At 71.8% G+C, this 24,092-nt stretch carries 20 protein-coding genes; 9 read left to right on the top strand and 11 right to left on the bottom strand.

Annotation, left to right across the window (positions count from 1 at the left end; genetic code table 11):
- Nucleotides 1-7 precede the first annotated feature (7 nt).
- The 4 genes from ACTJJZ_RS02840 to ACTJJZ_RS02825 all read right to left on the bottom strand — a co-directional run bounded on the left by ACTJJZ_RS02840 (nt 8) and on the right by ACTJJZ_RS02825 (nt 5,238).
- Nucleotides 8-1,174 (bottom strand): ABC transporter substrate-binding protein, encoded by a 1,167-nt coding sequence (locus ACTJJZ_RS02840; RefSeq protein WP_440719651.1) that lies wholly within the window; start codon nt 1,172-1,174, stop codon nt 8-10.
- A gap of 130 nt (nt 1,175-1,304) precedes the next feature.
- Entirely contained in the window at nt 1,305-2,123 is an 819-nt protein-coding gene (locus ACTJJZ_RS02835) for a MoaF C-terminal domain-containing protein (RefSeq protein WP_440719650.1), read from the bottom strand.
- Between the two features lie 145 nt (nt 2,124-2,268).
- Nucleotides 2,269-3,225 (bottom strand): helix-turn-helix domain-containing protein, encoded by a 957-nt coding sequence (locus ACTJJZ_RS02830; protein ID WP_440719649.1) that lies wholly within the window; start codon nt 3,223-3,225, stop codon nt 2,269-2,271.
- Between the two features lie 246 nt (nt 3,226-3,471).
- On the bottom strand, nt 3,472-5,238 hold the full coding sequence (locus ACTJJZ_RS02825; RefSeq protein WP_440719648.1) for an FAD-binding protein: 1,767 nt from the start codon (nt 5,236-5,238) through the stop codon (nt 3,472-3,474).
- Nucleotides 5,239-5,315: 77 nt separating this feature from the next.
- Here ACTJJZ_RS02825 and ACTJJZ_RS02820 point away from each other — a divergent pair, with 77 nt between their 5' ends.
- Nucleotides 5,316-6,245, top strand: a complete 930-nt coding sequence (locus ACTJJZ_RS02820) for a LysR family transcriptional regulator (RefSeq protein WP_440719647.1) — start codon at nt 5,316-5,318, stop codon at nt 6,243-6,245.
- A 342-nt stretch (nt 6,246-6,587) separates the two neighbouring features.
- Here ACTJJZ_RS02820 and ACTJJZ_RS02815 read toward each other — a convergent pair whose 3' ends face one another.
- Nucleotides 6,588-8,582 carry a primary-amine oxidase gene (locus ACTJJZ_RS02815; protein ID WP_440719646.1) on the bottom strand — a complete coding sequence of 665 codons (1,995 nt, stop codon included), beginning with the start codon at nt 8,580-8,582 and terminating at the stop codon, nt 6,588-6,590.
- A 322-nt stretch (nt 8,583-8,904) separates the two neighbouring features.
- Nucleotides 8,905-9,489 carry a TetR/AcrR family transcriptional regulator gene (locus ACTJJZ_RS02810; protein ID WP_440719645.1) on the bottom strand — a complete coding sequence of 195 codons (585 nt, stop codon included), beginning with the start codon at nt 9,487-9,489 and terminating at the stop codon, nt 8,905-8,907.
- 91 nt (nt 9,490-9,580) lie between these two features.
- On the opposite strand from ACTJJZ_RS02810, the gene ACTJJZ_RS02805 reads away from it, so the two are divergent.
- The 6 genes from ACTJJZ_RS02805 to ACTJJZ_RS02780 all read left to right on the top strand — a co-directional run bounded on the left by ACTJJZ_RS02805 (nt 9,581) and on the right by ACTJJZ_RS02780 (nt 15,701).
- Nucleotides 9,581-10,231: a hypothetical protein gene (locus ACTJJZ_RS02805; protein ID WP_440719644.1), complete on the top strand. Its 651-nt coding sequence runs from the start codon at nt 9,581-9,583 to the stop codon at nt 10,229-10,231.
- Between the two features lie 56 nt (nt 10,232-10,287).
- Entirely contained in the window at nt 10,288-11,181 is an 894-nt protein-coding gene (locus ACTJJZ_RS02800) for an N-acetylglucosamine kinase (protein WP_440719643.1), read from the top strand.
- Nucleotides 11,171-12,145, top strand: a complete 975-nt coding sequence (gene murQ / locus ACTJJZ_RS02795; protein WP_440719642.1) for an N-acetylmuramic acid 6-phosphate etherase — start codon at nt 11,171-11,173, stop codon at nt 12,143-12,145. Before ACTJJZ_RS02800 ends, murQ begins: the two co-directional genes overlap by 11 nt.
- 276 nt (nt 12,146-12,421) lie before the next feature.
- Nucleotides 12,422-13,873, top strand: coding sequence for a glyceraldehyde-3-phosphate dehydrogenase (locus ACTJJZ_RS02790; protein ID WP_440719641.1), 1,452 nt, complete (start codon nt 12,422-12,424; stop codon nt 13,871-13,873).
- A gap of 149 nt (nt 13,874-14,022) precedes the next feature.
- On the top strand, nt 14,023-14,691 hold the full coding sequence (locus ACTJJZ_RS02785; protein WP_440719640.1) for a response regulator transcription factor: 669 nt from the start codon (nt 14,023-14,025) through the stop codon (nt 14,689-14,691).
- Nucleotides 14,688-15,701, top strand: coding sequence for a sensor histidine kinase (locus tag ACTJJZ_RS02780; RefSeq protein ID WP_440719639.1), 1,014 nt, complete (start codon nt 14,688-14,690; stop codon nt 15,699-15,701). The genes ACTJJZ_RS02785 and ACTJJZ_RS02780 overlap by 4 nt, the downstream gene beginning before the upstream one ends.
- 11 nt (nt 15,702-15,712) lie before the next feature.
- On the opposite strand, the gene ACTJJZ_RS02775 is transcribed toward ACTJJZ_RS02780, so the two are convergent.
- The 3 genes from ACTJJZ_RS02775 to ACTJJZ_RS02765 all read right to left on the bottom strand — a co-directional run bounded on the left by ACTJJZ_RS02775 (nt 15,713) and on the right by ACTJJZ_RS02765 (nt 18,544).
- Nucleotides 15,713-16,474 carry an FAD:protein FMN transferase gene (locus ACTJJZ_RS02775; RefSeq protein ID WP_440719765.1) on the bottom strand — a complete coding sequence of 254 codons (762 nt, stop codon included), beginning with the start codon at nt 16,472-16,474 and terminating at the stop codon, nt 15,713-15,715.
- A gap of 77 nt (nt 16,475-16,551) precedes the next feature.
- Nucleotides 16,552-17,115, bottom strand: a complete 564-nt coding sequence (locus tag ACTJJZ_RS02770) for an FMN-binding protein (protein WP_440719638.1) — start codon at nt 17,113-17,115, stop codon at nt 16,552-16,554.
- Nucleotides 17,116-17,134: 19 nt separating this feature from the next.
- The gene (locus tag ACTJJZ_RS02765) at nt 17,135-18,544 is read right to left on the bottom strand and encodes a ferredoxin reductase family protein (protein WP_440719637.1); all 1,410 of its coding nucleotides are present in this window, start codon (nt 18,542-18,544) and stop codon (nt 17,135-17,137) included.
- A 188-nt stretch (nt 18,545-18,732) separates the two neighbouring features.
- Between ACTJJZ_RS02765 and ACTJJZ_RS02760 the strand changes: the two genes are divergently transcribed.
- Nucleotides 18,733-19,803 carry a winged helix DNA-binding domain-containing protein gene (locus ACTJJZ_RS02760; RefSeq protein WP_440719636.1) on the top strand — a complete coding sequence of 357 codons (1,071 nt, stop codon included), beginning with the start codon at nt 18,733-18,735 and terminating at the stop codon, nt 19,801-19,803.
- Nucleotides 19,804-19,846: 43 nt separating this feature from the next.
- Here the strand turns inward: ACTJJZ_RS02760 and ACTJJZ_RS02755 are convergent, their stop codons facing one another.
- Both ACTJJZ_RS02755 and ACTJJZ_RS02750 read right to left on the bottom strand, forming a co-directional pair.
- Nucleotides 19,847-20,512: an SDR family oxidoreductase gene (locus ACTJJZ_RS02755; protein WP_440719635.1), complete on the bottom strand. Its 666-nt coding sequence runs from the start codon at nt 20,510-20,512 to the stop codon at nt 19,847-19,849.
- Between the two features lie 142 nt (nt 20,513-20,654).
- On the bottom strand, nt 20,655-22,094 hold the full coding sequence (locus ACTJJZ_RS02750; protein WP_440719634.1) for a helix-turn-helix domain-containing protein: 1,440 nt from the start codon (nt 22,092-22,094) through the stop codon (nt 20,655-20,657).
- 110 nt (nt 22,095-22,204) lie between these two features.
- Between ACTJJZ_RS02750 and ACTJJZ_RS02745 the strand changes: the two genes are divergently transcribed.
- Nucleotides 22,205-24,073 carry a phosphoenolpyruvate carboxykinase (GTP) gene (locus tag ACTJJZ_RS02745; protein WP_440719633.1) on the top strand — a complete coding sequence of 623 codons (1,869 nt, stop codon included), beginning with the start codon at nt 22,205-22,207 and terminating at the stop codon, nt 24,071-24,073.
- Nucleotides 24,074-24,092 lie beyond the last annotated feature (19 nt).

Here is a 24,092-nt window from a genome sequence, read left to right as displayed (position 1 = left end):
CCGGGGATCACTTGCCGATGCGGAACCAGTCGTCCGCGACCTTCTCCCACTTGTGGGTGCCGCTCTTGAGCACGATCGGCCAGCCGGCGTTGTTGTCGACGCCGAAGGTGTAGGGGGTGCCGATCATCTTGTCGTCGATCGGCTTCATGCTCTTCAGCGCCTGCGTGACGCTGTCGCGGGTGATGTCGCCCTTGATGCTCTTCAGCGCCGTGATGAAGTGCGTGGCGGCGAGGTAGCCGCCCTGGCTGAACGAGGTGAGCGGGATCTTGTCCTTCGTCATCAGGTCGCGCCAGCCCTTGTTGATGGCGTTGTCGTCGGTGAACGGGTAGAACTCGGCGGGCACGTAGACGCCGGCGCCCGCGTTGTCCACGGCCTGAGCGAAGTTCTCGCTGTACACACTGGTCAGGAGCAGCCAGGTCACGTCGTTCCAGCCCTGCGCGTTGGCGGCCTTGATCTGGCCGATCGCGTCCGGCTCGATCGGGTTCACCGCGAGCGCCTTGCAGCCGGCGGCGCGCGCCTTCACGATGTACGGCGTGTAGTCGCTGGCGCCGTAGGGCACGGTGTCGTCCACGTACTTCGGCTTCTGCCCGGTGAGCTTGGTCCACTTGTCGATCGCGGCCTGATAGCTCGGGCGGGTGGATCCGGCGATCTCGAGCAGCACGCAGATGTCCTGCAGGTGCAGCACCTGCGAGCCGTACATCAGCGTCAGGGTCATGTCGTTGTACGGGCCGACGTTGGCGGGCGAGATGCTCTTGCTGTTGAAGCATCCGGTGTCGACGCCGATGCCGGGGATCGAGAGGATCCCCTCCTGCTCGTAGTACTTCTTGTTCAGGTCGCACTCGATCAGGCTCGCGGAGCCGACCATCGCGACGGCGTTGTCCGATCCGACGATCTCGCGGGCGTTCGCGGTCGCGGTGGCCGGGTCGCCCTTGTCGTCCAGCGCCTTGTAGTCGATCTTGCGGCCGTTCAGGCCGCCGGAGGCGTTGAACTGGTCGAACACGGCCTTCGCGGCCTGCGACGCCTCGGGGAAGGTCGCCGGACCGCTGATGGTGTTCACGGATCCGACGACGATCGGATCCGTGGATCCTCCGCCTCCTCCGGATCCCGAGCAGCCGGCCAGGGCCAGCACGCCCGCGGCGAGCAGCGCTGCTGCGGCGGTGATGCGCTTGTTCATGTGATTCCTGTCTCTCGATGCGGGGCGGACCCCGCGGGTGATGCGAGCCGGGTGGTGCAGTGGGGATCAGTCGCTGGCCGCTTGGTGCGTCCGGATGACGTCGGCGTCGGTCATGGGGTGCTCCCGGGGGTCAGACGGGCTGCGCGTCCGGGTAGGCGACGGTGCCGAGCGGGTAGATGTGGCCGCCGGCGCGGGAGTGCTCCGAGGCGCCGGCGCCGTTCAGGCCCAGGAAGATGCCGGTCGTCCTGAGCTGGTAGCCGAGGTCGTGCAGCCAGACGCTCGCGACCGCGATCCGGAACTCCCGGAAGCAGAACAGGTACAGCCCGTCGGAGAACTTCCAGACAGTGGAGAGATCCATGTCGCCGTGCCCGCGCTGCACGCCCTCGAGGCACTGCCAGGCGTACCGCAGGCTGGAGACGTAGACGTGCTCGTACAGGTGCTGCGGGCTGTACCGGTACACGTTGCGCTTGCCGATCAGGTCGCGGCTCGGGCCGGGGACCTCTCCGCTCGGCTCTCCGCCGTCGGTGACGGCGGCCCAGAACTCCTGGCCGACCTGCGGGGTGCCCTCCACGGCCTCGGCGGCGATGCGGGAGCGGACCACGGTCGCGCGGTGGCTGCGGGTGGAGTAGACGACGGTGAGCGCCTCGCGCTCGCGGGAGGCGAGCGGGAGGTTCACGAAGATCACGTCGTCGCGGACGGCGACCGCGTCATAGGGGTCCGTGCCGGAGGCGCCCAGGCCGGCCCACTCCACCGACGTGGGGCCGAACGTCAGGCTCAGCGTCTCGCCGCCGTCCAGGGTGAGCTTCAGCGCGGTGCCGGTGAGGTCGGCGTTCGGCAGCCGGTAGGCGTCGATGCCCGCGGCGAACTCGTCGTAGGTCCGCCACTCGTCGAGCCCGTCGGCGGGCGCGGGGAGCAGATCGGCGGCGGTTGCGGTGGCGTCGTCGGACACAGCGGAGCTCCTTCGATCCGAGCCCCGCGGGAGCGCGGGGCCTTGAGCCCATGCTGTGCCGTGGTCGATCCGGCGCTCAACAACCCCGGCAGGATCCCGCGCCGAGAGTCAACCGGCGTGCCCCCAGGGGCAAGACCGGCGGGTGTCAGCGCGCGGAGCGGTACTCGCTCGGGGAGACGCCGTAGGCGGTCTTGAACGCCCGGCTGAAGTGCGCGGCGTCGACGAAACCCCAGCGCGCGGCGATCGCGGCGACGGGACGGTCGGCGAGCATCGGGTCGAGCAGGTCGCGGCGGCACTGCTCCAGGCGGCGGGTCCGGATCCACGTCGACACGGTCGTGCCCTGCTCCTGGAACAGCCCGTGCAGGTGCCGGGTCGAGATGAAGTGCGCCGCGGCGATCGAGGCGGGGCCGAGCTCTGTCGAGGCGAGGTTGCGGTCGATGTGGCCGCGGATGCGCTGGATGAGGGCGCGGTGCGGGTCGGCGGCGGCCTCGTCGAGGCCGAGCTCGCGCGTGAACACCGTCGAGACGAGGTCGAGCGCGCTGTGCGCGAGGCGGGCGCCGGTCGATCCGGCGAGCTGGTCCAGGTTGGCCGCGAGCTGGCGCAGGTACGGCACGACCATGCCGCCGAGGCCCTCCTGTCCCGAGATCCGCACGGCGGTGAGCTGGCCGACCATCTCCGGCGGCAGGCTCAGCAGGTGCTTCGGGAACATCACCACCATCGTGCGGAAGTCCTCGTCGAACACGAGCGAGTACGGCCGATCGGTGTCGTACACGGCCAGATCGCCCGGCGTCAGCACGGCCTCGCGGTCGTCCTGGATGAGCAGTCCCGTGCCGGCGAGCATCAGGCTCACCTTGAAATAGGAGCGGTCGCCGCGCGCGATGAGCTCGGGCGTGCGCTCCACCACGTGCCGGGTCGCGCGCACGTCGTTCACGTGCACCTCGTCGACCGCCGCGCCGCGGATCAGGCCGCGGAACGGACTCGGACCTCCGTCGCTCACCTGCAGCGGGACGAACGAGTCGGACACGGCGGCGCGGAAGTCGCTGATGCTGCGCGCGACGAGCGTCGAGACGGACTCTGCGGGGGAGACGGGTACTCCTGCCACGGCTGATCACCTCGGGGAAGGTCGGAGGATCGACGACTTTGTATACGATCCGTTCCGGCATGCTACCACCGCAGGCGCGGAGCGGGGACAACGGGTCGTGCTGTCTGCGGTGAGGATCCCTGCCATCCACCCGCGGCGGACAGTTCACCGCGAGACTGCAACGGCGTCGCGAGACAGCACGATCGTGCTGCAGTCTCGTAACGCAGGTGCAGTCTCGCGGTCGGACTGCGGAGTCGGTGGCGGGTCCTACTCGACAAGTTTGCCCGCGGTGTCGACCTCCCGGATCAGAGCGTCGATCTCGGCGGGGACCGGCGGGATCTCCTCGCGCACGACGCCGGTGGAGGGGGACCAGACCAGGTTCACCTGCAGCGCCGGATCCATCGCGGGATAGTCGCTGCGGTTGTGGCACCCGCGAGTCTCCCGGCGCTCCAGCGCCGCCTCCATCGTCGCGCGGGCGGCCAGGGCCGAGGAGCGCAGGTCGAACGCGTGCGCGAGGTCATGGAAGCCGGCGATGTCCGGGTGGATCCCGATCCGCGTCATCCGCTCCTCGATCGCGTCGAGCTCGGCGAGCCCGGCGATGAGCCCCTCCTCGTCGCGCACGACTCCGGCGTGAGCGGTCATCGTGTCGCGGATCGCGCGCTGCAGGGCGCGCACGTTCTCCGGTCCGTCGGCGGCGAGCAGATCGTCGATCTCGGTGCGGGCCCGGTCGACGGCGGACGCGGAACGCAGCTGCGCGCCCAGGCCCTTCGCGTGGGCGACCGCCGCCCGGCCGGTCAGCCGACCGAACACGAGCAGCTCGATGAGCGAGTTGCCGCCGAGACGGTTCGCGCCGTGCAGGCCGCTCGACGCCTCGCCGATCGCGTACAGCCCGTCCACGTCGGTGCGGTGGTCCTCCGGGCGCACCCAGACGCCGCCCATCGAGTAGTGCGCGGTCGGCGCGATCTCGATCGGGTCCCGGGTGATGTCGAGCATCTGCAGCTCGAGCATGGTCTGGTACACGCGGGGCAGCCTGGTCATGATCGTCTCGCGGGGCAGGTGCGACACATCCAGCCAGATGCCGCCGTTCGGGGTGCCCCGCCCCTCGGCGATCTCGGTGTAGGCCGCCAGTGCCACGCGATCGCGGGTGGACAGCTCCATCCGTTCCGGATCGTAGCGCTGCATGAACCGCTCGCCGAGCGCGTTGCGCAGGATCCCGCCCTCGCCGCGGGCGGCCTCCGAGACGAGCGTCCCGGCCTCGCTCTCCGGCTCGATGATGCCGGAGGGGTGGAACTGCACGAGCTCGGGATCGCGGATCCGCCCGCCCGCCTCCACCGCGAGGCGAAAGGAGTCGCCCGTGTTCTCATCCCGACGGGACGACGTGCGCCGCCAGATCCGGGTGTGCCCGCCGGCGGCGAGGATCACGGCGTCGGCGTGGATGAGGTAGCGGGTGCCGTCGATGAGGTCGAACCCGTACGCGCCGAAGATCCGCGGGACGGTGCCGCCGTCGGGGCCCGGGGCATCCTCGACCAGCAGACGGGTGATGTAGACGGTGTCGAGGATCGGGATCTCGAGCCGCTCCGCGCGGTCGACGAGGGCGCGCTGGATCTCGAGGCCCGTGTAGTCGCCGGCGAAGGCGGTCCGCCGGAAGGTGTGCGCGCCGAAGAAGCGCTGCGAGATCCGGCCGTCCTCCTCGCGCGCGAAGCCCATGCCGTAGCGCTCCAGATCCCGGATGCCCTCCTCGGCGCCCCGCGTGACGATCTCGACGGTGCGCGGATCGGCGAGGAAGTAGCTCTCCTTGATCGTGTCGGCGGCATGCTGCTGCCAGCTGTCCTGGGGATCCATCGTGCCGAGCGCCGCGTTGATGCCGCCCGCGGCGAGCGACGTGTGCGCGTCGTGGCGAGGTCGCTTGCCGACCGCCACCACGTCGACGCCCTGTTCGGCGACCTCGATCGCCGCGCGCAGGCCGGATCCGCCCGTCCCGATCACGAGCACGGTCGTGGCGACCAGGCGCTCGCGGGTTGTCTTCTCGTTCATGCCTTCCACGCTAGGAACCTGCTGTCGATAACTCCAATGCATAATCGTGCTGATCTGGATAGGCGTACTCTATGGTCATGAACCTCGAGCAGCTGCGCGGATTCGTCGAGATCGCGCGGGTCGGCAACTTCACCCGCGCCGCGGAGGATCTCCATCTCGCCCAGCCGTCGTTGAGCAGGCAGATCTCCACCCTGGAGCGCGAGCTCGGCTCCGAGCTGTTCCATCGCGCCCGCGGCAACATCTCGCTCACCGCCGCAGGAGAAGTGCTGCTGCCCTACGCCCGGCGGATGCTCGCGGACGCAGCCTCGGTGCGGCGGGAGATGGCGGAGATCGCAGGGCTGCGTCGCGGCAGGGTGCGCCTCGGCGCGCCGCCCTCGCTGTGCGGCAGCATCGTGCCGGACGTGGTGAGCTCCTTCCGGGCCGCGCATCCCGGCATCGAGCTGGAGATCACCGAACGAGGATCCCGCGGCCTCGTGGCGGCGCTCGCCGAGGGCGTGCTCGACCTGGCCCTGCTCGCCTCCTCGGACGCCGCCGCGGCATCGCCGGTGAGCCTCACCCGCACGCCCCTGCTCGCAGAGGACCTGGTCGTGATCTCCTCGGCCGCGCGCCCGGACATCTGCTCCGGGCAGGCGATCGCGCTCGCCGCGGTGGCCGATCTGCCGCTCATCGCCTTTCCGCGCAGCTACGAGCTGCGCGCCGCGACCGACGCCGCGTTCATCGCGGCCGGGCTCACCGAGGAGGTCGTCGTGGAGGGCCCCGAGATGGACACCGTGCTCCGATTCGTCGAGCGCGGCGTCGGCGTCGCGATCGTCCCGGCGATGGTCGCGCTCGGCCGGCCCCAGCTGCGCGCGACCCCGCTGGCGACGCCGAAGCTCACCCGCACCGTGAGCCTCGCGCACCGCGCCGACATGACGCCGACCAGGGCCGCTGCGGCTCTGCGCGCCACGATCATCGCGACCGCTGACGCGCTGGTCGGCTCCGGCGGCTTCGTCACCCGGGCGACCTGAGCGGTCAGGAGCCGGCCGCGAGCACCGCGGAGCGGACGCACCGCGACGGTCGCCTGCGGCGCATGCTCCTCGAGCACGGCGAGCAGCAGGTCGCGGCGGGCGCGCAGCTGCTCCCGCGCGCCGCGCAGGTGCGTGCGCCAGCCCGGCCGCGCGACGACGTCCAGCGCGGCCGTCTGCAGTAGCCCGCTCACATAGATCGACTCGGCGGCCCGATCCGCGAGGATCCGGCCCCTGGCCGGGCCGCGTGCAGGGCTGACCGGGTCGCGTTTCGAGGAGCGATGTTTGCTGCCGAATGGTCCCGTGGAGCGCAAACATCGCTCCTCGAAACCCCCGGACGCCCGGTCAGTGCTCGCAGGCGCAGGCGTCCCCGCCGCCGCAACAGGCGGATCCGGCCACCGCGTGGGCCTGGGACGACTCGGGCACGTCCATGCCGGGGTTCTGGTCGAGGAAGCCGTAGGGGCGGAACGCGAAGCCGGCGGTGTCGACCGGCATGATCGGCCAGTCCTCGGGCCGGGGGAAGTGTGTCAGCCCGAAGGTGTGCCAGAGCACGAGGTCGGCGCCCTCGGGTCCGTCCAGCGGCGCGTCGCCGGCGGAGTACTCCGGCAGCCCGGATCCGCCCTGGTGCGCGTTCGGGAACCGGCCGCCCGGCCACAGCTCGCCCTCGCGATGCGCGGTCGCCCAGAGGTGCTTGGTCGCGAACGCCGCGCGCGCCGCGACGGATGAGGCCGGATCCGCCATGAGCAGAGCGGTGGGCCGCGGCACGAGCTGATACGCGGTCGCGCGGCCCACGGCGTTCGTGCGCGACGCGCTCTGCACCTCCCAGACCCGGGCGACCGCGGTGTCGGCCTCGCGCTGCGCGGCGGACTCGGATCCGAGCACCGTCTCGGTCCAGCTGAACGCGTTGCCGAACGGGTTCTCCGGTCCCATCGGCACGCGCTGCGCGTCGATCTCGACGAGGCGGTTGCCGGATCCGTCGACCGCCACGTCGAGCCGCGCGCAGAACAGGTGCTGATGCACGGGGGCGAACACGCCCGGCGCGAGCTCGGTCGCGTGCCGCTGCGGGACGCCCGGCTCGCCGGCGCCGACGAACACGATGCCGGTCGCCTTCGCGATCACCTCGATCGTGCCGTCCAGGCCGAAGTTCCAGTAGAAGCCGTAGTCGTAGTTGCCGATCGTGGCGAAGTACGAGACGACGAACCTCCGCGAGCGGCGCACGTCGGACCGGCCCTGCAGGTCGGTGTGCTTCCAGAGGATCCCGGCGTCCTCCTCGTGCATGCAGATCGCGTTCGGGATCCGCACCGGGTTGCCGTGGTCATCGGCGACGTAGCCGTCGAGGTAGCGGATCACGCCGAGACAGTCGCAGCCGAGCTCGAGATGGTTCGCGTTCTTGCCGAGCAGGTACTCGCCGGCGTCGAAGTAGCTGATCCAGAAACGCCCCGGCGCGGTGTCGCCGTAGGGGACGACCATCTCGGGCACGCTCGCGCGGTTCAGCACCGGCCGGCCGTCGAAGCGCACGTCGTGCAGCACCAGGCCCTCGCGGGCGTTGAAGCTCACCCGCATCGACCAGTTCTCCCATTCGACGAGGGACCCGGCGACCGAGAAGCTCGGGCCCTCGGGCTGCACGATCTCGATCGGCTTGAGGCTCGTACGGGCCTCGCCCTGCACCTCGGGGTAGTAGTTGCCGTGCCCGGCGGGCACCGGCACGTCGCCGACGTCCTCGACCCGGATGACGCCGTTCGCGGTGAGGTCGATGTGCACGACGAGGCCCTCGACCGGGTGCGCCCAGGGCGAGTCGTGCTCGTCGTAGCGGAGGAAGGTGAGCGAGCGGATCACGCGCCGCCCGACCTCGTCGGCGCGGCCGGTGAAGCCCGGAGCCAGCGGCGCGCAGAACGCGAGCTCGATGTGCGCGGCCAGACCGCGGCGCTCCATCGCGGCCCGCCACTCGGGGGACGCCTTGGCGATCGCCTCGGCGCGCTCGTACTCCTCGAACAGGTACTGCGGCTGCCCGTACGGCGGGGCGTCGTTCGGAACGCGTACGGCGCGCACGACCTCGCCGCGGGTGAGCGAGACGACGACATCGGTGGCGACGCCGGTCGCGGTGTCGAGCAGGGTCGCGTCGACGCGGCGGTCGGTCGGCGCGCCCGGAGCCCAGGCGGTGAGCTCCTGCCGCGTGGGCTCGTCGGGGAGGAGCATCGGCACCCGCACGGTCTCGCCGAGGAGCCCCTCGGATTCCAGGATCGCGCGCGCGGCGGCGATCTCCTCCCCGGTGAGCGGATCCAGCGGGTGAGGCGTCGGGATCCTGTCGAGGGAGATCGGCTGCGGCGCGGCGTGGGACATCGTTGACCTCTGCAGGTTTAGTTGAGCAATCGCTCAAGAAACGGGTTGGCTCGATGGTAAGCCCTGAGGTGCGCGGGCGCAATGGGCGGGTCGCGGGCGCAATGGGCGGATCCGCGCGCGGTCGCGATCGGCGGGCGCAGTGGCGCGGGGAGCTGCCGCTTGCGCAGTCCCTGATCGTCGTGCCGGAGAAGAGCGATCCGGCCGGCCGTGGACCGTTCTCAGGATCGATTTCCGCGAACGCCGGATTCCGGGCGCTTCGGGCGGTCGATCCGTGCTTTCGTCCTGAGAACGGGACAGTGCGCGGCGGCGATCCGGCGGGTGGTCAGGCCCGCCAGGGATCCAGGATCGCGGCGAGCACGCGCAGATGGGCCTCGGCGTCGGCGGGCTCTGCGACCTCGACGATCTGCTGCCCGTACGTGATCGCGCGCAACAGGGCCAGCACGTCGTCGACCGGGGTGTCCGTGCGCAGCTCGCCGTCGGCGACCGCCTGCGCCAGCGCCTCAGCGGTCTCCGTGCGCCAGAGCGGCATGGTGGGCGCCGCGGCGTCGGCCGTGGGGGCCACCGAGGCCAGGCGCCCCCAGAACCCCACGACCACGTGAGCCTCTGTCCGCGTGGTGGCGTCGACGGGGAGCACCTCGCGCATGATCGCCTCGAGGCGCGCGAGTCCGCGAAGGCCCACGGTCGCGACGCGGATCCGGTCCTCGGTGCGGCGGGTGACCTCGGCCGCGGCGGCGCGGATCACGTCGTCGAAGCCGTCGAAGTAGTGCCACAGGGATCCCACGGCCACGCCCAGCTCGCGCGCCACGGCTCGGGAGCTGACGCCGTCATGGCCGTCTCTCGCGGCGACGGCGAGGAGCGCGGCGGCGATGTCGCGGCGGCGCGCGTCGTGATCGACGACTCGGGGCATGGGTCCATCCTGGCGCAGACCCGAGCGTTCGTCGTGGATCCGATGCCGCCGAGCTCTTGTTTTTGAGCGATCGATCAAGAACACTGGTCCCATGCTCCATGCGGCGGTGCTGCTGCTGATGACCGGATCGGCGATCACGGCCGCCGCGTGCTGCCTCGTCGCCGGCGGCCTGGCGCCGCCCGCGGTGCCGTGGCAGTCGCGGCAGAGCGCGGTGGTGATGGCGCTCGGCATGGTGGCGCTCTGCGCCGGTGGTGGCGACGCCCGTGTGCCGCTGCTGGTCGCGGCGGCGGGGATCGCGTCCGCGATGCTCGGCGTCGTGGGCACGCGCGGCCGTGCGCACGCGGACGCCTGCTTCCACCGCGCGCTCGGCTGCGTGGTGATGGCCCTCTGCGCCCTGGCGGTGGCGGGCGCACGACTCGGACCGTCCGCTCCGGTGCCGGCCGACTCCGGGCATGCGGGGCACGGCGCGCTGGTGCCGATGTCGTGGGCGGCGGGCGCGGGCGTCCTGGCGCTGCTCGGGCTCATGCTCGTCGCGCGTGCGCGACAGCGCGGCGGCCTCGGCCGGCGCGCTACGGTCGTCGGCCGCGTGGATGCGAGTCGCGCTGCCGGTCTGCGAGGCGCGGAGGTCGGTGCGCCGGTGCTGCGGCGGGGCGTGCTCAGCGGACCGATCCTCCTCGAGGCGGAGGGCGGGGCGATGGCGATCTCGCTGATCGTCATGGCGGCGATGGTGCTGACGCCCTGAACCGGGCGCGCCGACCGAGCTTTCCCGCATCGTTAGGATCCCGTACATTCTGGTGCATGACCTTCTCCGGGACCGTGGCGATCGATCTCGGCAAGTCGCTGTGTCGCGCCCGGTTCACGGACGGCGACGCCGTCGTGCGGCGAGAGGGCGGAGGGGCCCCGGGAATCGCGGCCCGCGGCGGCGTCGCGCTCGCGCTGGAGGCGATCCGGCCGCTGCTCGCCGACGTCCGTCCCGCGCGCATCGGAGTGGGCGCCGCCGGGGCGATGTACGCCGCGGCCGAGGCCGTGGCGCTCGCCCGCGCGCTCGCCGAGGAGCACCGGGCGCCCGTGGCGGTCGCGTCCGACGTGGTCACCGCGCACGCCGGAGCGCTCGGCGGCGAGGAGGGCGTGCTGCTGGTCGCCGGCACCGGGGCCGTGGCGCTCGGGGTCGCCGTCGCGTCCTACCGCATCGTCGACGGGTGGGGTCCCGAGCTCGGCGACCTCGGCAGCGGCTCGTGGATCGGCCGCGAGGGCGTCAGGGCCGCGCTGCGCGCCCGGGACGGCCTCGGTGCTCCCACCGTGCTCACCGACGCCCTGGCGCCGCTGATCGGCGACGCGGGGTCGCCGGTCGCCTGGGTGGGCGGCGCGTCCGCTCCCGCACGGCTGCTGGCCACCTTCGCGCCCGCCGTGCTGGACGGGGCGGAGCAGGGCGACGCGGTGGCGGTCGGGATCCGTGACGAAGCGGCCCGGCTGCTCGCCGAGACCGCGCTCGCCGCGTCCGGAGCGGCTTCGACGGTCGCCGTGCACGGTGGCCTGACGGCCCACGACGGTTTCCGTGCGGCTGTGACGTCCGCGCTCGCGGCGCGGGGGCTTGAGGCCGTGCCGGCGCGCGGCGATGCGCTGGACGGCGCCGCGATGATCGCCGAGGGGCGCGCCCCTCTTCATGAAAGGTTCGTGCACCGTGCCGACTGAGAACGCATCCGGGGCGGACCCGGCCCGCGCCGCCGAAGAGGACGACCGCCTCGCTGCGCTGATCGGGGAGCTGTCGCACCTGTCCACGGAGCAGGCCGACACCTCCCGCGGCGACCTGGACCTGCTGCCGACGCTCGACCTCGTACGTGCGATGAACGCCGAGGACCGCCGCATCCCGGAGGCCGTCGCCGCGCAGGCCGAGAACATCGCCGCCGCCGTCGACGGGATCACCGAGCGGTTCCGCCGCGGCGGACGCCTCGTCTACCTCGGCGCGGGAACGGCCGGCCGTGTCGGCGTGCTCGACGCCTCGGAGTGCCCGCCGACGTTCGGCACGGATCCGGACATGGTCGTGGGGCTCATCGCGGGCGGCGAGACAGCGATCCGCAACGCGGTCGAGAACGCCGAGGACGACGACCGCGCGGCGGCCGAATCGCTCCGCGCCCTGCACCTCGGCGCGGACGACACGGTCGTCGGCATCTCGGCCTCCGGTCGCACGCCGTACGTGCTCGGCGGGCTGGCGTACGCGCACGAGGTCGGTGCGCTCACGGTCGCGATCGCCGCGAACGCCGGGTCTGCGATCGGCGCGGCCGCCGACGTCCCGATCGAGGTCGTCGTCGGTCCCGAGTTCGTCACGGGATCCACTCGCCTCAAGGCCGGAACGGCGCAGAAGCTCGTGGTCAACATGCTCTCGACGCTGTCGATGATCCGGCTCGGCAAGACCTACCGCGGGGTGATGGTGGATCTCCGGGCCACGAACGAGAAGCTGCGCGCCCGCTCCGTGCGCACCCTGATCCAGCTCAGCGGCGCCTCTCAGGAGGACGCGGTGCGCGCGCTCGCCGAGGCGGACGGATCGGTCAAGCTCGCGCTGCTGCTGCTGTTCACCGACGCCTCCGCCGAGACGGCGGCCCCGGCCCTTGCCGCCGCCGACGGGATCCTCCGCGACGCCATCGCCGCACTGAGCTGAGGCGCCACGGCCGCGCTCCCCGGTCGCCGCTCCACCGGCGGAGCAGCCAGGTCGGCCCGAGGACCCGGGGCCGCCGCCCACGAAACCCCGGCACTTTGCGCGCCCCGAATCCGGTATTCCGTGCCGTGGCTTGACGGAAATCATAAAAGTCACCGTTCTTACGGACCGGATCGGCCGGAGCAGTGCCCGTCGTTCGCCTACCCTGAAAGTGGGCGATCCGCCCTCCCGATCCCGCGCCGACATCCCCCGGGCGCACCCCTGCACGCAAGGACTCAGATGAACGACTTCGCCGCGCGCCGCGACGACTGGAAGGCCAGAGAAGAACTCGCCGAGCGGATGATCCCGCTGATCGGCGGACTGAACCGGGACCGCGACGTCGTGACGTCGCTGCACGGGCACCGTCTGCTCGGCCTGTCCACGACCGAGATCCTCGAGGTGCACGAGCGCGTCGCCGCGCTCGGGCACGCCGAGCTCGCCCTGGAGGACACCCTCGCCGTGCTCGAGGCGCTGCGCGAGCTCGCGCCCTCGGCCGCCTCGCTCGATGTGGGACGGCTGGTCGAGGCGACGCAGCACGACTCCTCCGACCCGATCGAGCGCCTGCGCGCCGAGCTCGCCCCGGCTCTCGGCGAGGCGTCGCCGGCGGAGCCCACCGACGTCGTGCTGTACGGCTTCGGCCGCATCGGCCGGCTGCTCGCGCGCATCCTGATCGCGCACACCGGCGGCGGCAGCGGCCTGCGCCTGCGCGCGATCGTGGTGCGCAAGGGATCCGACAACGACCTCGTCAAGCGCGCCTCGCTGCTGCTGCGCGACTCGGTGCACGGCCGCTTCGAAGGCACGGTCGACGTCGACGAGGAGAACTCGCAGCTCATCGCGAACGGCACCCGGATCCAGGTCATCTACTCGAACGACCCGGCGACGATCGACTACACCGCCTACGGCATCCACGACGCGATCGTCGTGGACAACACCGGCCGCTGGCGCGACGAGGCCGGTCTCAGCCGCCACCTCGAGTCCACCGGCGTCGCCCGCGTGCTGCTCACCGCGCCCGGCAAGGGCGAGCTGAAGAACATCGTGCACGGCATCAACCACACGACGATCGAGGACACCGACAGGATCCTGTCCGCCGCGTCCTGCACGACCAACGCGATCACCCCGGTGCTCAAGGCGGTCGACGAGGCGTACGGCATCGTCCGCGGCCACGTCGAGACGGTGCACTCGTTCACGAACGACCAGAACCTCATCGACAACTTCCACTCCGGCGACCGGCGCGGGCGCTCCGCCGTGCTGAACATGGTCATCACCGAGACCGGCGCCGCGAAGGCCGTCGCCCGGGCCCTGCCCGAGCTGGCCGGCAAGCTGACCGGTTCCTCGATCCGCGTGCCCACCCCCGACGTGTCGCTCGCCGTGCTGCACCTGACGCTCGAGCGGCCGGCCGAGAAGGCGGAGATCAACGACTACCTGCGCCGCATCTCGCTGCACTCGAAGCTGCGCCAGCAGATCGACTACGTGGAGTCGCCCGAGGTCGTCTCCACCGACTTCGTCGGCTCGCACCGCGCCGGCATCGTCGACGGGCTCGCCACGATCGCGAACGGCACCGACGTGATCCTGTACGTCTGGTACGACAACGAGTACGGCTACTCGAGCCAGGTCATCCGCGTGCTCGAGGTCATGGCCGGCTCGCATCCGGTCGTGCTGCCCGTCCGCCGCGAGGTCACGCTGCAGGCGTGAAGGCTCTCCGATCCGGTCCTCGACTTTCTCGACGGGACCGGATCGGGACACCAGCGCGCGCGGAGACCTCGACGACCCGGTGAGACCATTCCTTGGTCTCGTCTGGGAGCCCGCATGGTGAGATCGTGGGGGAGGACAGGAGGCCCCGCATGATCGACGTCCGCCCGAGGTTGCTCTACGTCGAGGACGACGCGGACATCGCCGAGATGACGCTCGAGGTGCTCTCGGAGGCGTACGACGTCGACCACGTGACCGATGGCGCTGTCGCGCTGCGGCGGGCCCTCGACGAGCGCTACGACGTGATGGTGGTGGACCGGCGGCTGCCGGGGATGGACGGGGCGAGCCTCGTCGAGGCGGTCCGCACCGCGCGGATCACGACGCCGGTGCTCATGCTGACCGCGCTCGGCGCCGTGCCGGACCGGGTCGAGGGACTGGATGCGGGCGCGAACGACTACCTCACGAAGCCCTTCGACTTCGACGAGTTGCTCGCGCGGCTGCGCGCGCTGCGCCGGGGCTTCCAGGCCGAGGGGCGGCGGCGGGCGATCGGCGACTGGATCTTCGTCCCGGACTCCTGGGCGCTGCACTCGCCGACCGGGTTGCGGGTCGCGCTCACGGCGACCGAGGCGGCGTTCCTCGAGTTCCTCTCCGCAAGCCCGGAGCGGGTGTTCAGCCGCGAGGAGATCCTGCGCGCGGTGTTCACCTCGGCCGACGGCGTGGGTACGGTCGACACGTACGTGCACTACATCCGCCGCAAGACGACGCCCGAGATGATCGACACCGTTCGCGGGCGCGGCTACCGGGCGGGAGTGCCGTCGTGAGCGGCTCCGCCGACCGGGAGCGTGTGCGCCGCTCTGCCCGTCAGATCGGTCTGTGGACCGGGATCGCGTCGGCGGTGGTGATCGCGGCGGGCGTCGGGATCCTCATCGTGGTCATCGTGGCCACCTCGCGCCCGCTGGGCGATGACGCTGGGCGGCTCGGTCCCGGCCTCCCCGGCGGGAGGCTCGGCGGCGGCAACCCGGATCACGTCGTGGTCGACGTGGATCGCGTGCTGCCGTGGGTGATCCTGCTCGGGGTCGCCGGCGTCGCCGTGCTCGGGCTGATCGCCTGGTTCACGGCACGACGTGCGGTCGCCCCGCTCGAGGTGGCGCTGCGGGCCCAGCGGGACTTCGTCGCCGATGCGAGCCACGAGCTGCGCACTCCGCTCACCGCGCTGTCCAGCCGCGTGCAGATCCTGCAGCGGAGGGTGGCGCGCGGCGAGCCGATCGACGACGCCCTGGAGCGGCTGCGCCACGACACGGCGGCGATGGACGACATCCTCACCGAGCTGCTGCTGGCGGCGCAGGCGGATCAGGGACCTGCCGAGTCCGCCGTGGCGGATGCCGCGGAGGCCGTGCGCGCCGCCGCCGAGCTGCTGCAGCCGGTGGCCGAGGGCTCGGGTGTCGGGATCGAGACCTCCGTCGCGCCGGGGATCGCCGTCGCCGTGCCGCCCGTCACGCTCACCCGGCTCTGCACTGCTCTGCTCGACAACGCCGTGCAGCACGCGCCCCCCGGCTCGGCGGTGACGATCGGCGCCGCGCGCGGGGAGGGCGGACACCGGTTCGCCGAACTCCGGGTCGCCGATCGCGGCCCCGGCGTCCGCGCGGAGGACCGGGAGCGGATCTTCACCCGCTTCGCCCGCGGACCCGAGACCGGCCGCAAGCGCGGTTTCGGCCTCGGCCTCGCGCTGGTCCGCGACGTCGCGAACCGCTATGGCGGATCCGTCGGGATCGAGAGCACGTCGGAAGCGGGAACCACATTCGTGCTCCGGCTCCCGCTCGCGGATCGGTGAGGCGGGTCTCCTCACAGCCCCCAGCGCACGGCGTCGGCGATCTCCACGCCGTGCGCCCAGCGCCGGACCCGGCCGTCCGGCGAGATCAGCATGCCCGACGTGTCCGGTGCGCCGCGCAGCCAGGTGAGGTCGTCGAATCCTGCGACCACGGCGACCGTGGCCCAGGCGTCCGCATCGCTCAGCCTCTCGGCGATCACGGTCGCGGTCGGGGCGTCCGCGACGGGGAGCCCCGAGCGCGGATCGATGATGTGCGCGCCGCGTTCAGCGGTTCCGGAGGTNCGCACCGCGACCTGCGCACGCAGCTCTCCGCGGTGCAGCGGATCCGCGATGCCGACGGTCCAGGTCCAGTCCGCCCCCGGCGCGGTGAACAGCTGCATGTCGCCGCCCGCGGAGAGCCCTGCGGCGACCACGCCGTCCTCGGCGAGCAGCGGGGCGAGGTGGCGGCGGGCGGCGCGTTCGACCGCCCAGCCCTTCACGTAGCCGGTGGGATCGAACCAGCCCTGCCGGCGCGCGTCGAAGCGCCCGGCGCTCGCGCTCGCGAGCCGCTCGCACGCCGCAGAGACCTCGAGGATCCGCGGGTCGAGGGCGCCGGGTGCCGGCGCCCCGTCGCGCAGGAGCGAGATCTGCGAGTCCGGGCGGAACGGCGAGAACAGGGCGTCCAGCTCCTGCAGCTCGTCGAGCGCGGCCGCCTGGGCGTCGGCGATGCGTGCGGACAGCGCTGCACCGGGCACCGCCCGGGCGGTGAGCACGTGCGCGCTCGCGACGGTGCCCATCAGCTCCGCGGTGCGGACGTGCCGGTGTGGGGAGGTGCCGAGCCGCTGAGGGTCGGTCGCGGCGCTCGCCGGCGGGCTCATGACTTCGCCTGATCGATCGCGCTCTGCAGGGACTGCGCGTAGCCGTCCGAGGTGAACGTGGCGCCCGAGACCATGTCGATCTGCGCCGACTGCGCGCTCTTCGTCTCCGCGATCAGCTGCGGAACGGCCTGCGCGTTGATCTCCTCGTCGCGGCGCTCGGTGTTGGGGTACTGCGGCACGGACACGTCCGTGATCTGCCCCCCGGAGACCGTGATCTGCACCTGGACGGCGCCGTAGCGCGTGTCGACGGCCTGGCCGGTGAACGTGCCGTCCTTCAGGCCGCTCGACGACGAGGATCCAGACGTCGAGGATCCGGACGAGGTCGAGGATCCGGACGTCGCGCCCGAGCCGGAGGACGTCGAGGATCCCGTTCTCGACCCGCTGGACGAGCCTGAGGATCCGGACCCGCTCGAGGTCGATCCGGAGGACGACGCGCCAGGAGTCGTGGTGGTCTTCGCGCCGCTCGCCGCGGGGGCGACCACGTCGAGTGAGGTGCGGTAGCTGAACAGCAGCACCAGTCCGGTGACGGTGGCGAGGATGGCGTAGACGATCTTCTTCATGGTTCTCTCCTTGCCGCGTTCAGACGGCGAACGCCTCGCTGTGGATGCGGTCGGGCGACACTCCGGCCGCGCGCAGGTCCTGACGGATGCTGCGCATCCACGGGATCGGGCCGCACAGGTACACGTCGTACTGCGCGAGGTCTCCGGCGACGCGGCGCAGCAGCTCGGCGCCGTCCCAGCGGGCGTGCGTCTCGGGCACCCAGGTCGTGCCGGTGTCCGCGCGCCGGCCGTGGAGCGTGTAGTGCACGAGCCCGCGGGAGACCGCCAGCCGGTCTATCTCGGTGCGGCGCAGACCGTGCCCGGCGGAGTGGTCGCGGGTGATCAGGATCGCCTCGCCCGGCGCGTACGGCTCGGACTGCAGCAGCGCCACGAGCGGGGCGACGCCCGCGCCGGCCCCGAGCATGAGCAGGCGGGACCCGCTCCTGCGCTCGCCGGTCATGTGGCCGTACGGGCCCTCGATCATCACCCGGGTGCCCGGCCGCAGGTCGGCGAGGCGCTCGGTGCCGTCGCCGACGCGACGCGCCGCGATGACCAGCTCGCCTCCCGCGGGCGCGGCTGCGAGCGAGAAGGGGTGACCGCGCGACCAGCCAGGACCGTCCAGGAAGCGCCAGATGAAGAACTGCCCGGCCTGCGCGCCCAGGCGCTGCACGTCTCGGCCCGCGATGCGGACTGAGACGCCGTCCTGCCCGTCCGGCTGCACCGAGACCACCTGCAGCCGATGCCGCGCGCTGCGGATCAGCGGCACGGCGATCCGGAACCACAGCACGCATGCGGCGGTGACGGCCCACAGCGCCCACCAGTAGAACGTCGCGCCGGCCGAGGCGGTGAAGTCGGCGCCGGTCCACAGCATGTGCGGGATCGCGAGGCCCACGCCGAGGTAGCCGTACAGGTGCAGCAGGTGCCAGGACTCGTACCGCAACCGGCGGCGGGAGCGGCGGATCGACGTCGCCACGACCAGGATCAGCAGACCCGTCCCGGCGGTGGCCAGGAGCATGCCGGGGTAATCCCAGACGAAGTCCCATGCCTGCACGAGCACATTCGTGTGCGAGGTGATCGCATAGCCGGCCGTGATGAGCGCGAGATGCGCCAACAGCAGCCAGAACGACCAGAATCCGACGAGCCGGTGCATCCGGGTGATGCCGTCGCGCCCGAAGCCTCGCTCGAACACGGGCACGCGCGCCATCAGCAGCACCTGGTACAGCAGCAGGTTCGCGGACACGAGCCCGGTCAGCCGGCCGAGCGTCGTGAGCGTGTCGCCGTCGACGGCGATCAGCGATTGGATCCCGGCGCCGCTCACCCAGAGCGCGAGCACGAACAGGCTCGTCGCCCAGATCAGCGTCACCGCGGCCAGGCGCCACAGCGTCGGGCGCCGTCGAGCCGGTGCCGCGACGAGCCGCGGCGCCGGTGCGGGAGAGGTGAGCGTTGCCATGGCACCATCGTCCGTGCCGGCTTGACAGAGAAGTCCAAGAATCGGCCCCCTTGAGCGCGCCCATAGGGAACTCATCGGATAAGCCGGTCCCTGAGCCTGTCCCGGGGCTTCGGTTGCGCCCGCTCCGGGTCGGGCTCTCGTCTTTCGGAGGAGCGCGCGATGTCGGTGGCACCGGGCAGGATGTCCTCATGACGGCCCTGCTCTCGGAACGGCTGCGCTCGCACCGGCTCACCGCCCCCGCCCGCACGCCGGTCGCCGCCGCCAGGCACATGCTCGCCGTGCAGGGCCAGGAATTCCTCGGCGGGCGCTGGGCGCTCGGGATCCGCTCGTCCGGTGCCCCGACGCTCGCCGCCGTCGATGCGGCGTTCGATCGCGGCGAGCTCGTGCGCACGCACACCATGCGCGGCACGCTGCATGTGATCCCGGCCGAGGACGTGCGCTGGGTGCTCTCGGTGACCGGTGCGCGGCAGCTCCGTCAGGACGCGACGCGTCAGCGCCAGCTCGGCATCGACGACGCCCTCGTGGCGCGGGTCGAGTCGGCGTTCCGCGAGCGGCTCGCCGGCGGAGGGCGCACGAGGGCGCAGCTGTTCGACGACCTCGCCGAGATCGGCATCGATCCGGCCGGCCAGCGCGGGGTGCACCTCATCTATGCGCTCAATGTGCGCGGCATCCTGGTGCAGGGGCCGGTCGTGCACCGGGACGACGCGGTCTCGCGCGAGCAGCTGTTCATGCTCGCCGAGGAATGGCTTCCAGACACCGCGCCGCCGGAGGATCCGCTCGCCGAGCTGTTCGTCCGCTACATCGACGGGCATGGGCCCGCCACCGTCGGCGACTTCGCCTGGTGGTCGGGCCTTCCGATCACCGTGGCGCGCGAGGCCGTCGGGCGCGCACGAGCGAGGGTGACGGAGAAGGCGGAGGGGGTGTTCATCGGCACGGTCCGCCCGCGCCGCGCCGCGGGGGCGGACGATGCGGCCACGTTCGCGCTGCCCATGTTCGACGAGTACTACATCTCCTATGCCGACCGTTCCGCGATGGCCGCGGCCGAGAGCATGGCGCTGATCGGCCCCGGCAAGAACGGCATGGTGCGCGCGAGCCTGCTCACGGCGGGCCGCATCGCGGGCGCCTGGACGCACTCGGCGGCGGTCGGCCGGCACCGCGACGAGCCGATCCCCGAGCTCTTCGGCGAGGAGCCCGCACCGGATCCCGCTGCCGTGGCCTCGGCCCTGCGTCGCTACGCCGACTTCGTGTCGGCGCACTGACCGCGGCGCACTGACCGCGGCGCACGGACCGCGGCGTCGCGGCTCAGAACGCGGCCGAGAAGGCGCCGTCGGATTTGAGCAGCTGACCGGACACCCAACGGCCCTCGGGCGACACGAGGAAGTCCACCAGGGCCGCGACGTCGGCGGGACGGCCGAGACGCCCCTGCGGGGTGAGGCCGGTCAGGTGCTCGCGGATCCTCCCGTCCATCCAGCCGGTGTCGATCGGCCCCGGGTTCAGGACATTCGCGGAGATCCCCCGAGGCCCGAGCTCGCGCGCCGCCGAGATCACGATGCGGTCGAGCGCGCCCTTGGACGCCCCGTACGGAAGATTCCCGGTCACGTGGTCGCTCGTGAGGGCGACGATCGCCCCGCCGTCCGGTCCGGCCTGCCGGGCGAACGCCGCGATGAGCAGGAGCGACGCACGGGCGTTGACCGCCAGATGGCGATCGAAGCTCTCCGCGGTCGTGTCGAGGATGCCGGACTCCACGTCGTGGGCGTGGCTCAGCACGAGTGCGGAGATCGTTCCGTGCCGTCGCACCACGGCGGCGATGAGGCCCTCTGGCCCCTCCGCGGTCGACAGATCCGCAGGGTGGTCGGCATCGCTCAGATCGCTCGTGACGACGGTCCAGCCGCTGCGGCGAAGTCGCGGCACGATCCCCGCCGCGATGCTGTCGGCGCGCGCGGCGCCGGTGACGAGTGCAAGGGGCATGCTCCGACGCTAGCCGAGGATCGCGCCGCGCCGGCGGACCCAGATGCACGACCGCGGCACGGATGCACGACGGATCCGGGGGATCCATCGTGCATCCGTCACCCGATCCTGCAGACGTCGCACGCCTCGCCGGCGCCGCGCGCTACTGGGCCGCGTGCCGGTCCAGGAAGGAGTACACCTCGTTGTCGTCGACGCCGGGGAAGGCGCCGCGGGGGAGCGGCGAGAACATGTGCGTGTGCACGCGGGCGCTCGGCCACGCCTTGTCGTTCCAGCGCTCGGCGATGGTGACGGGTGGCCGCCGGCAGCAGGCCTCGTCCGGGCAGGTCGACTGCGCGCGATCCTGCGTCTCCCTGCCGCGCCACCAGCGGGCGTCGTCGAACGGCACGCCGACCGTGATCGAGTAGCCGCCGCCGTCGGTGGAACCGGTCTGGGTCGAGCACCAGAACGTGCCGGACGGGGTGTCCGTGTACTGGTAGTGCTCGGTGGTGCGGTTGCGCTGGCTGAACGCGGCGCGCGCGGAGAACTTGCGGCAGACGGTGAGCCCCTCGACGGATCCGGTGACGTCCATCGGCAGCGGCAGGTCGTCGTTCTCGTACACGCGGGTGAGCGCCCCCGACTCGTCCACGCGCAGGAAGTGCAGCCGCATGTCCAGATGCGCGGTCATCAGGTTGGTCATCCTCATGCCGGCCGCCTCGTGCGTGACGCCGAACGCGTCGCGGAAGTCCTCCACGGCGAGGTTGCGGTCCTTCTTCGCCTGCTGCAGGAACGCCACCCCGGCCGTCTCCGGGATCAGGCAGGCCGCGGCGTAGTAGTTGATCTCCAGGCGCTGCTGCAGGAAGTCGGCGTAGTCGGTGGGCGGAGTGTGCCCCAGCAACCGGTGCGCCATCGCCTGCAGCGCCATCGAGCGCAGGCCGTGCCCGCCGGGGATCGACGCCGGCGGCAGGTAGATCCGCCCGTGTTCGAGGTCGGTGACCGAGCGGGTGGAGTGCGGCAGGTCGTCGACGTAGAGCAGCTCGAAGCCGAGCTGCTCGGCCATGATGCTCACGGTCCGGTGCGTCAGGGCGCCGGAGGTGTGCCCCGCGGCTTTGAGCTGCTTCTCCGCGAGGGCCTCGATCTCGGGCAGATGGTTGTCCAGCGCGCGCATCTTCAGGCGCAGCTCGGTGTTGGCCCGGCGCGCCTCCTCCGGCGTGGCGATCGCCTCGCGCTCGCGGCGGTGCAGCTCGCGATGCAGCCCGAGGATCGACTCGATCGTCTCATCGGGCATGCCCTTGGACACCCGCACCGGGGCGATCCCGAGCTGGCGGAACACGGAGCTCGACTGCGCGCGGTCCAGCTCAATCTCCAGCGCCGCGCGCCGGTTCGGCGGCTCACCGGAGATGAGGTCGGAGACCTCGGTGCCCGTCGCCTCGGCGATCGCCTGCAGCAGGGAGAGCTTCGGCTCGCGTTTTCCGTTCTCGATGAGGCTGAGCTGGGATCCGGCGACGCCGACCGCGGCGCCCAGTTCGTCCAGCGTCAGGCCGCTGCGGGTGCGGTGATGACGGATCCGGTGTCCGAGGGTGGTGAGCTCGAGTCCTGAGGCCATTCCTTGAGCATAGCGAAAGAATCCTGGTTCTTGTCTCCAACTTCGGCGCAAAGAGTGGTCTAACCCGGCGCAGACTGGATGCATCGCCCCAATCTTGTGAGGAGCAGACAATGGCTATCGCCGAGACGTTCACCCCGCGGATCTCGCCGCTCGCACCCGTGCGCGAGTTCGGAGGAACCCCTGCGTATGACACTCCGGCCTTCGCCGAGCTGGCCGCCTGGGTCGACGAGATCCGTGCGCTGACCAAGCCCGCGCGCGTGCACTGGGTGGACGGATCCGCCGCCGAGAACGAGGCCCTGCTGCGCGAGCTCGTCGACGAGGGCAAGCTCATCAAGCTGAACCCGGAGTGGCGTCCCGGCTCCTACCTCGCCCGCTCGCACCCGAGCGACGTCGCCCGCACCGAGGGACGAACGTTCATCGCCTCCGAGAAGGAGATCGACGCGGGCCCCACCAACAACTGGGCGGACCCGGCCGAGATGCACGCGAAGATGGACGAGGTCTTCGACGGATCCATGCGCGGCCGCACGATGTACGTCGTGCCGTTCTCGATGGGCCCTGTGGGCGGTCCGATCTCGCAGATCGGCGTGCAGATCACCGACAGCGCCTACGCGGTCACCTCGATCGGCATCATGACGCGCGTCGGTGAGGCCGTCGTCCGCGAGATCGCGCAGGGCGCTCAGTGGGTGCGCACGGTGCACTCCGTCGGCGCACCGCTCGCGCCGGGCCAGGAGGACGCGACGTGGCCGTGCAACGACGAGAAGTGGATCGTGCACTTCCCGGACACGCTCGAGGTCTGGTCCTACGGATCCGGCTACGGCGGCAACGCGATCCTCGCCAAGAAGTGCTTCGCCCTGCGCATCGCCTCGGTTCTCGCCCGTGACGAGGGCTGGATGGCCGAGCACATGCTGCTCATCCGCGTCGTCTCGCCCCAGGGCAAGGCGTACCACGTGGCGGCCGCGTTCCCGTCGGCCTGCGGCAAGACCAACCTCGCCATGCTGCGCCCGACGATTCCGGGCTGGAGGGTCGAGACGCTCGGCGACGACATCACCTGGATCCGTCCGGGCGCCGACGGGCGGATGCGCGCCATCAACCCCGAGGCCGGCTTCTTCGGCGTCGCCCCCGGCACCGGCGAGTCGACGAACGTCACCGCGGTCGAGACGCTCTGGGGCAACACGATCTTCACGAACGTGGCGCTGCGCCCCGACGGCGACGTGTGGTGGGAGGGCCTGACCGACGAGGCGCCCGCCGACCTCATCGACTGGGAGGGCAACCCGTGGACGCCGGATAGCGGACGTCCCGCGGCGCACCCGAACTCGCGCTTCACCGTGTCGGCGGCGCAGTGCCCGCAGATCGCGGAGGACTGGGAGGACCCGGAGGGCGTGCCCCTCGACGTCATCCTGTTCGGCGGCCGTCGCGCCACCAACGTCCCGCTCGTCGTCGAGGCGACCGACTGGAGCCACGGCGTGTTCCTGGGTGCGACGATCTCCTCCGAGCGCACGGCTGCCGCCGAGGGCACGGTCGGCGAGCTGCGCCGCGACCCGTTCGCGATGCTTCCGTTCTGCGGCTACAACATGGGCGACTACTTCGCGCACTGGCTGAAGATGGGCCGCAGCGTCCGCTTCGACAAGGCACCGCGGATCTTCCAGGTGAACTGGTTCCGGCGTGGCTCCGACGGACGGTTCCTGTGGCCCGGCTTCGGCGACAACGCGCGCGTCATCGACTGGATCATCCGTCGCATCGAGGGCCAGGTCGACGCGGTGGACAGCCCGATCGGGCGCCTGCCGAAGATCGAGGACCTGAACCTCGAGGGGCTCGACATCCCCGAGGCAGACCTCGAGGAGCTGTTCTCGGTCGACACCGCGTCGTGGACGCGCGAGGCCGACTCGACCGAGGAGTTCTTCGGCACGTTCGGCGACCGCCTTCCGGCGGCGCTCACCACCGAACTCGCGTCGCTGCGCTACCGCCTGGCGAACGCATAAGGCTGGGTCCAGTCCGCAC

The sequence above is a fragment of the Microbacterium sp. 22242 genome (assembly GCF_052045495.1).
Lineage (GTDB): Bacteria > Actinomycetota > Actinomycetes > Actinomycetales > Microbacteriaceae > Microbacterium.
Note: the sequence above shows the minus strand (reverse complement) of the source record. Positions and strands in the feature narration are given on the sequence as shown.

What these genes read in the sequence shown, in the direction of transcription:
- ACTJJZ_RS02840 (WP_440719651.1), bottom strand. Translation starts at nt 1,174, where the DNA reads ATGAACAAGCGCATCACCGCCGCAGCAGCGCTGCTCGCCGCGGGCGTG.
- ACTJJZ_RS02770 (WP_440719638.1), bottom strand. Translation starts at nt 17,115, where the DNA reads ATGAAGAAGATCGTCTACGCCATCCTCGCCACCGTCACCGGACTGGTG.
- ACTJJZ_RS02785 (WP_440719640.1), top strand. Translation starts at nt 14,023, where the DNA reads ATGATCGACGTCCGCCCGAGGTTGCTCTACGTCGAGGACGACGCGGAC.
- ACTJJZ_RS02750 (WP_440719634.1), bottom strand. Translation starts at nt 22,094, where the DNA reads ATGGCCTCAGGACTCGAGCTCACCACCCTCGGACACCGGATCCGTCAT.
- ACTJJZ_RS02820 (WP_440719647.1), top strand. Translation starts at nt 5,316, where the DNA reads ATGAACCTCGAGCAGCTGCGCGGATTCGTCGAGATCGCGCGGGTCGGC.
- ACTJJZ_RS02765 (WP_440719637.1), bottom strand. Translation starts at nt 18,544, where the DNA reads ATGGCAACGCTCACCTCTCCCGCACCGGCGCCGCGGCTCGTCGCGGCA.
- ACTJJZ_RS02805 (WP_440719644.1), top strand. Translation starts at nt 9,581, where the DNA reads ATGCTCCATGCGGCGGTGCTGCTGCTGATGACCGGATCGGCGATCACG.
- ACTJJZ_RS02745 (WP_440719633.1), top strand. Translation starts at nt 22,205, where the DNA reads ATGGCTATCGCCGAGACGTTCACCCCGCGGATCTCGCCGCTCGCACCC.
- ACTJJZ_RS02825 (WP_440719648.1), bottom strand. Translation starts at nt 5,238, where the DNA reads ATGAACGAGAAGACAACCCGCGAGCGCCTGGTCGCCACGACCGTGCTC.
- ACTJJZ_RS02755 (WP_440719635.1), bottom strand. Translation starts at nt 20,512, where the DNA reads ATGCCCCTTGCACTCGTCACCGGCGCCGCGCGCGCCGACAGCATCGCG.
- ACTJJZ_RS02810 (WP_440719645.1), bottom strand. Translation starts at nt 9,489, where the DNA reads ATGCCCCGAGTCGTCGATCACGACGCGCGCCGCCGCGACATCGCCGCC.
- ACTJJZ_RS02760 (WP_440719636.1), top strand. Translation starts at nt 18,733, where the DNA reads ATGACGGCCCTGCTCTCGGAACGGCTGCGCTCGCACCGGCTCACCGCC.
- ACTJJZ_RS02790 (WP_440719641.1), top strand. Translation starts at nt 12,422, where the DNA reads ATGAACGACTTCGCCGCGCGCCGCGACGACTGGAAGGCCAGAGAAGAA.
- ACTJJZ_RS02800 (WP_440719643.1), top strand. Translation starts at nt 10,288, where the DNA reads ATGACCTTCTCCGGGACCGTGGCGATCGATCTCGGCAAGTCGCTGTGT.
- ACTJJZ_RS02815 (WP_440719646.1), bottom strand. Translation starts at nt 8,582, where the DNA reads ATGTCCCACGCCGCGCCGCAGCCGATCTCCCTCGACAGGATCCCGACG.